This window comes from Microcoleus pseudofavosus SVA1_A4, assembly GCF_036700565.1.
Classification (GTDB): domain Bacteria; phylum Cyanobacteriota; class Cyanobacteriia; order Cyanobacteriales; family Microcoleaceae; genus Microcoleus.
Genome location: NZ_JAUBPE010000021.1, coordinates 1 through 13,001 on the forward strand (window position 1 = coordinate 1; position 13,001 = coordinate 13,001).

At 49.5% G+C, this 13,001-nt stretch carries 9 protein-coding genes; 7 read left to right on the plus strand and 2 right to left on the minus strand.

Annotation, left to right across the window (positions count from 1 at the left end; translation table 11 throughout):
- The first annotated feature begins 87 nt into the window (after positions 1–87).
- From QUA02_RS11345 to QUA02_RS11355, 3 genes are all read left to right on the plus strand, one after another.
- Positions 88–417 (plus strand): DUF433 domain-containing protein, encoded by a 330-nt coding sequence (locus QUA02_RS11345; RefSeq protein ID WP_333027636.1) that lies wholly within the window; start codon positions 88–90, stop codon positions 415–417.
- Complete coding sequence (locus QUA02_RS11350; RefSeq protein ID WP_333027639.1) at positions 414–692, plus strand: DUF5615 family PIN-like protein; 279 nt, start codon at positions 414–416, stop codon at positions 690–692. The genes QUA02_RS11345 and QUA02_RS11350 overlap by 4 nt, the downstream gene beginning before the upstream one ends.
- A gap of 176 nt (positions 693–868) precedes the next feature.
- Entirely contained in the window at positions 869–1,492 is a 624-nt protein-coding gene (locus QUA02_RS11355) for a Uma2 family endonuclease (RefSeq protein ID WP_333027642.1), read from the plus strand.
- A gap of 257 nt (positions 1,493–1,749) precedes the next feature.
- Here the strand turns inward: QUA02_RS11355 and QUA02_RS11360 are convergent, their stop codons facing one another.
- On the minus strand, positions 1,750–4,626 hold the full coding sequence (locus QUA02_RS11360) for a zinc-dependent metalloprotease (protein ID WP_445305162.1): 2,877 nt from the start codon (positions 4,624–4,626) through the stop codon (positions 1,750–1,752).
- 233 nt (positions 4,627–4,859) lie between these two features.
- Positions 4,860–8,375 carry a hypothetical protein gene (locus QUA02_RS11365; RefSeq protein ID WP_333027646.1) on the minus strand — a complete coding sequence of 1,172 codons (3,516 nt, stop codon included), beginning with the start codon at positions 8,373–8,375 and terminating at the stop codon, positions 4,860–4,862.
- 303 nt (positions 8,376–8,678) lie between these two features.
- Between QUA02_RS11365 and QUA02_RS11370 the strand changes: the two genes are divergently transcribed.
- The 4 genes from QUA02_RS11370 to QUA02_RS11385 all read left to right on the plus strand — a co-directional run bounded on the left by QUA02_RS11370 (position 8,679) and on the right by QUA02_RS11385 (position 12,965).
- Complete coding sequence (locus tag QUA02_RS11370; RefSeq protein WP_333027648.1) at positions 8,679–8,903, plus strand: hypothetical protein; 225 nt, start codon at positions 8,679–8,681, stop codon at positions 8,901–8,903.
- 202 nt (positions 8,904–9,105) lie between these two features.
- Complete coding sequence (ppc, locus tag QUA02_RS11375) at positions 9,106–12,231, plus strand: phosphoenolpyruvate carboxylase (RefSeq protein WP_333027651.1); 3,126 nt, start codon at positions 9,106–9,108, stop codon at positions 12,229–12,231.
- Positions 12,232–12,374: 143 nt separating this feature from the next.
- On the plus strand, positions 12,375–12,659 hold the full coding sequence (locus tag QUA02_RS11380) for a hypothetical protein (protein ID WP_333027654.1): 285 nt from the start codon (positions 12,375–12,377) through the stop codon (positions 12,657–12,659).
- Positions 12,660–12,692: 33 nt separating this feature from the next.
- Entirely contained in the window at positions 12,693–12,965 is a 273-nt protein-coding gene (locus QUA02_RS11385; RefSeq protein WP_333027657.1) for a hypothetical protein, read from the plus strand.
- The last annotated feature ends 36 nt before the right edge of the window (positions 12,966–13,001 follow it).

Below are 13,001 nucleotides of genomic sequence, written 5' to 3' on the forward strand. Positions count from 1 at the left end.
GGACTCTAATTTTCTGTTCATTGTTTTTCGTCAACTTTGCTCTCGATCGCTATATCATACATCAATTCAGCAACGCCCAAAAAAATTATGCCAATTGTAGCAGTTAAAACTTACATAGAGTATCGGAATGATGCCTATTGGGTTGAAGGAACTCGGATTTCTCTTGACTCGATCGCCTATGCTTTCCAACAAGGACTATCGCCCGAAAGTATTGTTCAGTCTTTCCCACTACTGACACTGGAACAGGTTTATGGGGCAATCGCCTTTTATCTAGGCAACCGCGCTGAAATCGACGCTTACTTAGCCGCCGAAGAAGCTGCATTTGATGCCATGCCTCAACCTCTACAAACCAGCGATCCAGCTTTGTACAACAAACTGATTGCAGCTAAAGCAGCAAGACAGCAGGTGCGATCGTGAATGTGCGCTATCAAGCTGATGCTGACTTAAATCAGGCGATCGTCACAGGATTACTGCGACGAGAATCTACAATCGACTTTCAAACTGCTTTTGCTGCTGGGTTAGAAGGCGTTAAAGATTTAGAAGTGCTGGCAATTCCAGCACAGCAAAGACGTGTTCTTGTCAGCCACGATCGCAAAACAATGCCATCGGAATTTGCTGAGTTCATTACTACTAATCAGAGTGCTGAAGTCATTATTGTTTCCCGAAAAATACCGATGGAAGCGGCGCACTGAGCGTAGTCGAAGTGTTGTCATCGAAGAACTACTCTTGATTTGGGCAGTATCTAGTGCAGAGGAATGGGTCGATCGTATTGCTAAGCTACCCCTTTGATGCACACTAAAATGGATATCGAAAGCGTTAAGCTAGAAACAGACAACAGAGAGCCAACCTACGCAAAAGGTTAATATCAATGATTGCGATCGCCCAAAAAACCCTTTCCTTCGAGGAATTTCTCAACTGGGATGACGACTCCGGTAGGTCATTCGAGCTAGTCAATGGAGTTGCCATGCCCTTGAGTGAACCCACAGCCAAACATGAGGATGTCGTCGATGGTTTATGTCGTCTCTTGGTGGATCATTGCCAATCCTTGAACCTTCCCTACGTTCCTCGACAAAGTAAACAAGTCAGATTGAACGCTATCCCTGGTGAAAGTGAATCGAGTCGTAAAGCCGACATTGTGGTGTTTGCCAAGGAAGAATGGGTCAGAATGCGTCAAAGTTCTGCCTCTGCTGCTGCCTATATTCCACCTCCGTTGGCGATCGAAGTTGTCAGTACGAATTGGCGGGATGATTACCGCATCAAATTGAATGAGTATGAAACTTTAGGAATCCTGGAGTATTGGATCGTTGATTATGCAGGGTTGGGAGGCGTTCAGTATATTGGCTCTCCAAAACAGTCTACGGTGACTATCAACCGCTTAATCGATGGTGAATATCAGGCACAGCGATATCAAGGAGAAGCCATTATTGTTTCTCCAACCTTTCCTCAGTTGGTATTAACGATCGCTCAAATCGTTGCGATGACACAAGTTTAGTGTTGGCAAATTATTAGACTTGCAATCGTTAGTTGACGAACTGTACGAGCAATTGGGATACAATTATTTCATCGATTACCATACCAATCCACCATCCCCTTGGTTAAAGTCAGAGATAACGGAGGTTTTGTCAATTGATGGGCGATCGCTATTATTTTAACTTGACTGAGATTCTAAGAAACCGGGTTTTTGACAAAATCTGCGGGCTGCAACGAAATATTGTCGTAAAAACCCGGTTTCTGGGGCCCATGATAAGATTAATTCGACTGAATCTGCGAATTCAAAACCTTAGAAATTCGATCGCGCGTTTCCTCCAAATGAGCCCGCGTATAAGCATCCGCATTCCGATCCAAATTCCGAATACTCTTGCTCAAACCCTCCCGCAACTGCCGCAACTCGTACCAAGCCAAACTCCGCGCATCCTCTGGAACATTCGTTTTTCGCAGCACCATTCCGATCAAAATCGCCAAATGTTCCCGCTGCAACGATCGCCTAAAAGTCGAAATCTCCATCTTTTTATTTGTCGGCTGCAAAACCTCTTGCCAAACATCTTTTTGCACGGTATCCAACACTTCCGGCAACTTTAAAGCTGTTTCCGGCGCTGATTTTAACTCCGCATCCCGCAGCCTCGCCAGCCGCACCGGAGATAGCAAAACCCGCAATACAAACCGCTGCAAAAAAGTAATTCGATCGCCGATCGGGTAATCTAGAGGAAACACCAAAGCCGGACTTCCCCAGTGCTCCCAGCGCGAAGGCGCCAATTTGTTGAGCAACTCCGGCGCAAAACTAAACGCATCCGGTGCAAAAACGTACTTATCTAATGTTGCTAATGCTTCTCGCTGCTGAGAAAGTTCGATCGGCACAAACGGCAACTTCGCATTAGTATCCCCAGGGCGAATCCGATTAAACGACTGCCCCCCGACGTACAAAGTCGTATTCATAACCTGATTGACATAATAGCCGAACACCGAATCAAACATTACCCGAAGTTCGTTATAACCCTCTTCCCCAGCCGGAATTCGCTTTTCTAAACGCTTCCACATCGCCCTAGCATTATCCAATTGCCATTGGGAATACTTCAGCATATTGCCGCTGAGATCGAAGGTATTCGCAGCGGGATCGAGATTGTCAACAGCATCCTCATCCGGCGCGTAAGCTAATTGCGGTTCCGCGGCGCGACTGGCAATTTGTTGCAGCGCTGGTAAGTCGCTGTTGGGGTTTACGCCGCCAATAACTTTGTAACCGTACTCGATCGCCCAATCGTCGTAAGGCCCTACAATCGTCGGATAATAGTCGCCCTGTACAGTTCCCGGAGGTGCCAAATTAATCGGCACATAATCCATCACCGACGCAATCATACCTTGCGTGCGAGTTACCTGAGTATTGTTCAAATCCTCCGGTTGCAGCATCGTACTCCCGTGAAAATTGTGCCTCAAACCGAGAGTATGACCGACTTCGTGGGCAGTCAAAAATCGGATATATTCATTAACATAATTGTCAATCGTCCCACTGCTAGGCGCTGCATTTTCCAACAGATCCATCGACATTGCCCCGATCGCAAACTGCCGGCTCGATTCCAACCCAAAACACATATCCGAACTCGACATCAACCGCGATAAAGGCGATCGCTTTTGCTCTTGGTATCTTTCTACCAAAGTCGGCAAATCATCAGCAATTCCACCTCGATCGTTTTCCCCGCTGCTTTTTCCTAAATCTCCATTTTCTAGCACCTGCAAATAGCGAGAATACATCCCGAACTGACAGGGATTGGTATTAGAACCGTTTTGCCCTTGAAAACTCTTAGATAGCGATCGATTTTGTTCCACCAAAGACCGATAGCCCTGTTTGATTTGCCGGACAATATTAGCATCCAAAAGAATGTCAGCATCCAAAATTTCCCCCGTCAGCGGGTTAGTGCGAGACGGGCCGATGCCCGCAAACTCAGGCTCAAAAGAACTCGACCAGCGAATAGTATTGTAGCGAACGTCAGCCGGGTCCCATTTAGCGTTGTCCGGCATTTGTTTGACCTGAATTGCCTCAGTAAAACCTGCTTTTTCAAAAGCTTTGTTCCACTCCAAAATGCCCTCGCGAATTGCGTTTCGGTATTCCACCGGCACATTATTTTCAATCCAAAAGATGATCGGCTGCACTGGAGGCGACATCGGCGCCGTGGGGATTTGCTTTTGCAAATGCCAGCGATTGATATAGCGCACAAAAGGCTCCCGGCTGCTCTTGTCAGAAAAGTCCTTATATGCTGTCAGAAAATAGCCCACTCGCTCGTCCGCAAGTCTGGGGCGGTAGCCGTTATTTAGCGGCACTTCCGAGAAACTGTAGTGAATGCGGAGGTTAAAAGCCCGACTGTCAGGAATCGAAGGTAAATAGTTAACTTCACTGTCATTATCGCTAGAAAAACCGTAAATAGAAGCAATTTCTACATTCAGCGGAAACGCTTTTACATCTTTAAAATAAGACTTGTCTTCATCGATCGAGTAAGAAGCGCCCAAAATCATCGGCAAAATCGCTTTTACCCCCGGTAAATCGCGCTTTTCGCTCATCAGCAAATCGCCTAAATCTATCAGCAGAGTTTGTCTTTGCGGATGAATGCTTTTGAGCGGCAGAGAATAGAGAATCGACTCGCTAAATGCCCTTTCCACCGAACCAGCTTGCGGGTCGCCCGGACTGGTGCGAAAATTGATATTTGGTATCACAAACTGCACGTTATTTTGGACTCGGCGCAGTTGAAACAAGAAATCGCCGATCGGCAATCCGCTAAAAATGCCCCCTTCCCCCAAACCCGAAGCCAATGTCACGAAACACAGGAACTTTTTGTCTAGTTGTTGCTGGGTAATTTCTAGATAAACTTTATTAGTTGCTTGATTGCGGTAAAGGGTAAATAGTCCCTCTAACTTTTGCGCGTCTTTGACAACCTGCTCGAATGGTTCCAAAGCTTGCTGTTCGCTACTTTGCTCCTTGCTGGGCGGCGGAGCTGATAAAGCCAAAGGTAAAAATAAACCTTTATACAAACTAAACAGGAAAAATGCTAGAGATAATATAAAAAATATCAAAGGCAGATTTTTTCGGGGAGTTTTTATCTGTTTATTTTTGCGATTTTCAGGAAATATCAATCTTTTCATTTTCAGTATATAAGCTGTTGTGCATTTAAATTGTCTATTTCAATTCCCGATCGTAACTCGTCAAATCCTGGAACCCTCCCCATCGAAGATAACAGACAATCTAGATGCGCGGCAGCTTAGCGACAGTTCTCAAGGCAGACAGCAGAGGGCAGAAGGCAGAATTAGAAAGTCTCCCACTCTCCCAATCTCCCCCTCTCCCTCATAGAGATTCTTCTACCCGGAAGCGAGTAACTCTACTTCTTTGCCGGCCAGGGAATCATGGGATCTTGAGCCAACCGCTTAGAAACTGCGATCGCCCCGTAGCGGTTGAGGTGGCTAGGATCGGAAAAAGATTCCCGCGCCTTCGGCCACAATAAACTATGATCTTGGAAAATCAAGTTTGTTTGAGCTGCTAATTGTTGCATATATTGCTGGAATTCTTGTTCGTAACCTGTCCGCACCGGGTCCAAATAATCTTCAGTTAGAGGCATATTGACAAAGACGAGATTGATGTTGCGAACCTTGGTAAATTCGATCAGATTTTTGAGTGCTACAGTTTGTTCGCCTATCAATTTAAAATCTTGATAGTCGGAGTCGTAATAGCCAGATACTTTCGGGTGATTCTGAAAGTAAGTATCGGGATTGAAGCGTATATCGATCGGCAAAAAGCCGTTTGGTTGAAATTCGCTGGTTGGTTTACTCGCAGCAGTTGGCTGGGCATTTTCCGTTGTTTCTGGGCCCAGGGCTGCGGTTTGGGGGATCTCGGTTGCAACAGGGGCTGATGGATTGGCGAGCGATCGCAAAAACCCTTTGAGCCGATCGCGCTTTTTATAAGTTGCAGAACCCTCCACCAACTTTTGACTCACCAATTGCTGAACGTTGGCTTGAGTTTGTTCCAAATTGTGCACCAATTCAGTGGCAGTCGCCACCGGATTTTTTGCGCTCGGATTCGATTCCTCGGGTTCTAATTGATTGGTGCGGATCGGAAAACTACCCCGGGCCAATTGCCTGTAACCTTCCGAAGAAGCGATCGCGCTAAAAGTCAAATCCGGCCGCCCGCTGTTGAGAGCCCTCGCCCCGTCCGCCAAAACTAGCAATTTCGGCAATTGTTGCGGCGGCAAAATCCGGCGGACGATCGAATCTACCACCTGGAGAGTAGCTCCGTTAACCCCAAAATTGTAAGCCGTCAGCCCTGGATAGCCCGAAGCTGCCAAAGCTGTTTCCAAAACCGCCGGGTCAATGCCCCGCAGCGCCCTAGAACTGCCGACAATTAAGATATCCGGCGGTTTTTTGTGCTGGCGGATGTACTCTTGGTAGCGCGCAATCTGCTTGTCAAGCTGCTCGCTCCTCAAAGTCGGGAACACGGGAGCAGCAGAAACCTCAGCTACAGGAACGCTAGTATTCCCCGGTTTCGTAAACCCAGAGCCATTGAAAGCCTCTTCCCGATTCGCTTCTGGCGATGGCTGCAACGGAATTTGAGGCAAATTCACCTCCTCAGAAGGGGGAACGGGGTTCGGGGTTTCGTCCGGCAGTCTGGCTGTAACGTCGCTCGGAGGCTTGGGGGATGAATTTTGACAATTTGGGGCGATGCAAACTTCTCCAGCGCTAGGAGCTTGACTGACCGCCGCAGATTGAAGAAATAGACCCAGCAACCAATCGGTATTGAAAGTCAGCAGACAGCCTGCCATCGCCCAAATCAATGCTATTCCCGCCGCGCGATCGGCTCTCACGCCCCCGGGTTCCTCCGCATTCGTTGACAAACCATCGTTGGGAACCAACAAACCCGAAGCGACAAGCGGTTGCACCGCAGCTTGAACTAACTGCTCGCCCAGCTTGTATCCGGGAAGTCTGATTTTGAAGCGCCGCCGCCAGGAGTCGGCCGCCTGCTCGTCAAGCTGCTCGCCCAAACCCGAAAAACTCCCATCTGCCGCCGACGCCGCAAACTCCGGCACCGGTTCCTTTTCCAGGACAGCCAGTTGCGAGGGAGCCGGTGCTGGAGCCGGCGCCGATCGCTCGTCAACCGCCGTTCTGAGGTCGATTCCGTAGCGCCACAGGGGCAGTTTCTGGCCGGCGCGCCGCCCGTAGACTCGCACCCCTGCGACTCCCGGAATTTGTAACTGCCGCAAAAATTTAGCCACCGGTGGCCCTACCTTCGACTGAGAAGGGCAAGTCAGAGCTTCAGTCATGACGTGCAGCACGTCGGCTTTGTGCAGCGCCACAGCCCGAATCCCCCCGGTTTCGAGCTTGCGGTTGAGATTGGGATTGAGCAACCTGTCGAGCAAAAAAGTCAAGGCTAATTGGTCGCCCTGGGCGGCTAATATTCTGGGGCTCGCAGCTAAGTCGGGGTGGTGGGCTGCCGGCAAGTCCACCCAGTCTATCCACACCGGCGACTCCGGCTCAGTCTTGCTGTCGGTGACGGGTTCTACGCCGTAGATTGTAGCTGCGCGGATGCCTTGGGGTGCGAAGGATGCTAACAAAGGGGCGATCGCGTCGGTGGTTTGCTGCTTGTCGGGGTATTCTTGCCGTTTAGGCTTTTGTCCTTTTTTGGCAGTTTTGCTGCAAAACAGGTGGAGGGTTGCTTCTTTGAGGGTTGCCCGCACTTCGACTCTCGATGCCGCCAAGTGTTGGTTTAGCAGTTTGGCGATCGACTGTACATCTCCCCAGCGGGCCCATGCTTTGAGCATTGTGTCCGGCGCAGTCAAATCGACCCGCAGCAGCCAGTCCGGCTTCGCTTCGCCGCTCACTTGGCTGCCGATCACAGCTTCCCGGAAATCCTCTAGTTTCAGTTTCCGCAGCCGGCCGGCGATCGGTTCTGCCAGCAAGGATGGGTCGGGGCTGTAAGCTGACTCGCACAGCACTAGCAGCCTGCGTTCCTTGGACTTGAGATTTTCTGGCGCATTCACGTCGAGGATTTGGCTGCTTTTGAGTTCTTTTTCGCGAATGCTGACTTTCACCGAAACTCCCATCGGCCCGAGGATTTCGCTGAGATAGCTGGCGATCGCATCTGGATAGCCCCGGCGCGCCAAAGTTTCCGCCGAAACCGCCAAGGTTCCGCCGCGATCGCTGTCGCCTGAGCCAGCTTCGGGGGATTGAATCAAAGCTACCGCGCCGCGGTTCGCTCTCTGCTGGGAAGCTGTTTCCTGTGCGCGCTGGGCAACGGGGGGACTGAAAGCTTCCCGCACCGCCGAAGTGTCGATCGTGACGGGGGAAGTTTCAAAAACTTCTGGGTATTCAATGCGGGAGGCGATAGGGAGACTTTCGCAGTCAAAATCGAGTTCTTCCCGCACCTGCGGCGGTTGGGCCGGTGTTTCTACTGGCCCTGGTGTCTGTTTGAGTTTATGGTTTTCATTTTTGAATTTGCCGAAAAATCCGCCTCTTTTATGACTTGCTGGCGGTTCGTCGGGATTCGTTGGCGGCACTTGGGAAAGTTTTGGTTCCGGTTGTTGTTGCTGTCGATCTTTACTGCTGCAATCGAGCCGGACTGTCCAGTCATTTTGTCTGGAACCGAGTTTGCGACCGCACAGAAACAACTGGTAAATTTTAGGTCGATCGGGCAGCAGTCGCGTTAAATCAGTTTGTTCGATCGCGCCCATGAATCTCGCCGTCACCAATTCCTGAGACGGACACTGTGCTGCTTCGCACAAAATATGCAGGTGATTTCCCCGCAAACGCGCTTGTACCTGAACTTCGGGAAGCCCTAAAGCTTCTTGCGCCCACTGCGACGCGGCCGATCGATTGTCTGCCAATATGCTCCCGTTCGCATTCAACATGGGACTTTAAATTTCGTCAAGGCTGGTTTTGTTTTCTACAGATAGCACAATTTACAGGTTTTACCTACAAGTATTTTATTTGCCGAGTTTAACCGTTTGGTGAGATTTAACTGTTGCTGGACTTACTGCGATCGCCCTGTATCCCCTCGGCCCCAATCGTTGGGAATAGTTTTTTGATACTACCTCGAATGTATTTTGGCACACTTAGGGCCAAGTTAAGCAAAGGAAAAAGTCATTAGTCATTAGTCAGTCAAGATTTTTATTTGACCTGTAAACTAAGGATTATGGACACAGGAGGAATTTATGTCGTCGGAAAACCAAGACTTGCCCAAAACTCAAACACCTAACACTCCAAAGTTGCCAGTTCCCTCAGATATTTTATTGAGCTTAGCCGCCTTACCCATGCTGGGCGGGTTGCTGGCGGCCTCTTCTGCTGCTAAGTTTGTGGCGTCGATCGGCGTTGAAAGCGAAGAAGTCTTTCGGGGCTCGCGCCTCCCGGTTCTCAACTTTCCTCAATCACAGAAGTAGAAGCTAATTTTTGTGACCGAAGAACTTGACAATGGGTAAAATCCGTGCAGTTATAATTTGTCTTTCCTTATACCTTGTACATAAGTTCCTTCTACGTTCTACCTTCCAATAAGTCTCAAATTTGACTGCAAACAAAAGTGTTTTAGGCGAAACTAAACCATACAATTTTCACAGACACCCGCAGCTATTGAGGAACAGCCCGATGAGTTCAGTCCTCCAGTCTTCAGAACAGGCTATTGATGCAACATCTATTTCCCATGTTCCCGCTTACTCAAAATCAGACCTGTTTCTGCGCAATCGCCTCAAAGTAGTAGAGGACTTGTGGGAATCGGTGCTGCGACAGGAGTGCGGGCAGGAATTGGTGGATTTGCTCCAACAAATGCGATCGGTCAATTCCGCCGAGGGACAGGCCACTCACTTTCGCGAGTCAAATGTCGTACAGCTAATCGAAAAGCTCGACCTCAACGCCGCCATCCGCGCCGCTCGGGCTTTTGCGCTGTATTTCCAGTTGATCAACATTGTCGAACAGCACTACGAACAGCGAGACCAACAGCTAGCTTACTCTAGCAGTAACGACGCTGGTGGGCGGATGTTTTCTAAGCTGCCCGGACAAGCCGCGGATGCCCCCGATCGCCCGCGGCACAGGGAAGGCCCCGGCCCCACCCAAACGGCTCTGAGCAATGCAGACAGCAGCGAGACGATCGCCCGAGACGCCGGAACATTTCACCAACTGTTCCCGATGCTGCTGCGCTTGAACGTGCCTAGCCAGCAAATCCAGCGCTTGATCGATCAGTTGGACATCCGCTTGGTATTCACCGCTCACCCGACGGAAATTGTGCGCCACACGATCCGCACCAAGCAGCGGCGGATGGCGAAGATTCTCCAACAGCTAGACCAAGTTGACGAGAAATTTCCGGTGTTCGGGGGCGACTCTCAAAGCCCCTACCCGGTTTCTTGCTGGGAAGCGGCCGCTCTCCAAGAGCAACTGATGGAAGAAATTCGCCTATGGTGGCGCACTGACGAACTGCACCAATTCAAGCCGACTGTGCTTGACGAGGTGGAGTACACTCTGCACTACTTCGAGGAAGTGCTGTTTGATGCTATCCCCGAACTCTACCACCGCTTAAAGCAAGCTCTGCACGCTTCTTACCCTTACCTGAAACCGCCTAGTTACAATTTTTGCAAGTTCGGTTCTTGGGTGGGCTCGGACAGGGACGGCAACCCTTCTGTGACTCCGAAAGTTACTTGGCAAACGGCTTGCTATCAGCGCCACTTGGTGCTAGAGAAGTACATCGGCGCGGTGAAGCGGCTGAACGAACTTTTGAGTTTGTCGCTGCACTGGAGCGATGTGCTGCCGGAATTGCTCGAATCTCTCGATCGCGACAGATCGGAATTTCCCGATGTTTACGAGCAGTGGGCGATCCGCTACCGCCAAGAACCTTATCGGTTGAAGCTGGCCTACGTGCTGCAGCGGCTGGAAAATACGCGCGATCGCAATTGGCGTCTCTACAAAGGAGACGAGTTGCAGCGGGAGCGCGAAGCTTTGTCGGAACATCCCGGAATGACCGGGCTTTATCGATCGGGCGCTGACTTTTTGACCGAGTTGCAGCTCATCGAGCACAATTTAGTGGAAACAGGTTTGAGCTGTCGGGACTTGGAAAATCTGCTCTGCCAAGTAGAAATTTACGGGTTTAATTTGGCTTACCTAGATATCCGCCAAGAGTCAACAGTACACTCCGACGCTTTGAGCGAAATTGCTGAATACTTGCAAATTTTGCCCAAGTCTTACAATGAAATGTCGGAAAGCGATCGAGTTATTTGGCTCGCAACTGAACTGCAAACTCGCCGCCCTTTAATTCCAGCAGAACTGCCCTTTTCTCCCAAAACTTGCGAGACGATTAATACCTTCCGAATATTGCGGCAAATGCAGCAGGAGTTTGGCCCGGAAATTTGCGAAACTTACGTGATCAGCATGAGCCACGATGTCAGCGATTTGCTGGCAGTTTTACTGTTAGGAAAAGAAGCAGGACTGTACGATCCGGCGACAGGAATTAGCAGCGTTCAAGTAGTTCCCCTATTTGAAACGGTGGAAGATTTGAAAAAAGCGCCGTTCGTAATGCAGCAAATCTTTGAACTGCCGCTTTATCGGGCTTTGCTAACAGGAGGATACGCGCAGGAAGTAGCGGAAAAAAGCGAAGAAAAGCTGCACTGCCCGATCCACAATATCAAATTGCAAGAGGTAATGCTGGGCTATTCTGACAGCAATAAAGATTCTGGTTTCCTCAGCAGCAATTGGGAAATTCAGAAAGCTCAAAAGGCTTTGCAAAGGGTTGCGGAAAAACACGGTGTGGAGTTGCGGATTTTTCACGGAAGGGGTGGTTCTGTAGGGCGTGGCGGCGGGCCTGCTTACAAGGCGATTTTGGCTCAGCCCGGAAAGAGTATTAGCGGGCGAATTAAAATTACCGAACAAGGCGAGGTTTTGGCTTCTAAATATTCTTTGCCAGAGTTGGCGCTTTACAATTTGGAAACTGTGGCGGCGGCGGTAATTCAAGCTAGTTTGCTGCACACTGGTTTTGACGGCATCGACCCTTGGAATGAGATCATGGAGGAGTTGTCGGTGAGATCGCGATCGCACTACCGCAATTTAATCTACGAACAGCCAGATTTAGTCGATTTCTTCCACCAAGTTACCCCCATTCAAGAAATCAGTCAGTTGCAAATCAGTTCTCGCCCTGCCCGGCGCGGCGGCAAAAAAGACATCAGCGGTTTGCGGGCAATTCCTTGGGTGTTTAGCTGGACTCAAAGCCGCTTTCTGCTGCCTTCTTGGTACGGTGTCGGCACAGCTTTGCAAGAGTTTTTGCTGGAGGAACCGGAAGAACACATGAAACTTTTGCAGTATTTCTACTTGAAATGGCCGTTTTTTAGAATGGTAATTTCTAAGGTGGAAATGACTTTATCTAAGGTGGATTTGCAGATTGCAGAACACTACGTGCGGGAGTTGGCATTGCCGGCTGACAAGGAGCGTTTTAAGGCTTTATTCGATCAAATTGCTGCCGAATTTCACTTGATTCGCGATTTGGTTTTAACTATTACCGGACACCAACGTTTGTTGGACGAAGATCCGGCATTGCAGCGTTCCGTGCAGTTGCGAAATGCGACGATTGTGCCTTTGGGTTTGTTGCAGGTTTCGCTGCTGAAACGCTTGCGGCAGCACGGTAGCGGCGCAGTTGCAGGGGTAATTCACTCGCGTTACAGCAAGGGTGAATTGTTGCGGGGAGCTCTGCTGACGATTAATGGAATTGCTGCGGGGATGCGGAATACGGGCTAGGGAAATAGTTTTGAGTTGTGAATTAGTGGTGAGGTGCGCGGCCCGGCGCACCCTACTACTGGTAGTTTGAGAATTCGCGCGATCGCCCATTGTAGTCACAGCATAGAAAACTATTCGCTATCCTACTAGCTGAGATTTTTGTCATGTCTAAACGCAAACAGTCTCAAGGCTGTCGCCCGATGCTGCGGCGCACTTTTTTATTTTTAACGGGCATAGCTTTGGCGCGGGTTGTGGCTGACTATTTTGCGATCGCCCAAAACCGAGATAGTTTCTTGACTCTCGCGGGTCAACTGTGGCAACAGTCACTCGCTTTTTTATCAAGTATACAATCAAATCAAACTCCTCAACCTCTGCCCAGTAATCCCATCGTTAAATCCGCGAAAACTCCTCAAACTCTGCCCAGCAATCCCATCGTTAAATCGCCATAAACTACTCAAAAAAACGCCACAAATTCTCCTTTTGTGCAGTCTAAACCTCAAATTATCAAACGTTCCGCTAAGCAACTAAAACCTATACAACCTATCGGCTGTTTTGAAGCGATGAATTTGGACGGGGGCGCTTCGGTGGGTTTGGCTCATCACGGGCAGATTTTATTGCCGCCGGGACGGAATTTGACGAATGTGCTGGTGGTTTACGATCGCGATAATCCATATCCTGCTCAATTAAAACAGTCTTGGGAACGCTTCCAAAAGGGCGATCGACCAACGCCTGACAAATCAGTATTTTTTGACTGAATCCGCCATTGCTATAATATGACATAAGCTTTTGCA

Coding starts and splice junctions, on each gene's coding strand:
- QUA02_RS11345 (WP_333027636.1), top strand. CDS start 88: ATGCCAATTGTAGCAGTTAAAACTTACATAGAGTATCGGAATGATGCC.
- QUA02_RS11355 (WP_333027642.1), top strand. CDS start 869: ATGATTGCGATCGCCCAAAAAACCCTTTCCTTCGAGGAATTTCTCAAC.
- QUA02_RS11360 (WP_445305162.1), bottom strand. CDS start 4,626: ATGAAAAGATTGATATTTCCTGAAAATCGCAAAAATAAACAGATAAAA.
- QUA02_RS11365 (WP_333027646.1), bottom strand. CDS start 8,375: ATGTTGAATGCGAACGGGAGCATATTGGCAGACAATCGATCGGCCGCG.
- QUA02_RS11370 (WP_333027648.1), top strand. CDS start 8,679: ATGTCGTCGGAAAACCAAGACTTGCCCAAAACTCAAACACCTAACACT.
- ppc (WP_333027651.1), top strand. CDS start 9,106: ATGAGTTCAGTCCTCCAGTCTTCAGAACAGGCTATTGATGCAACATCT.
- QUA02_RS11380 (WP_333027654.1), top strand. CDS start 12,375: ATGTCTAAACGCAAACAGTCTCAAGGCTGTCGCCCGATGCTGCGGCGC.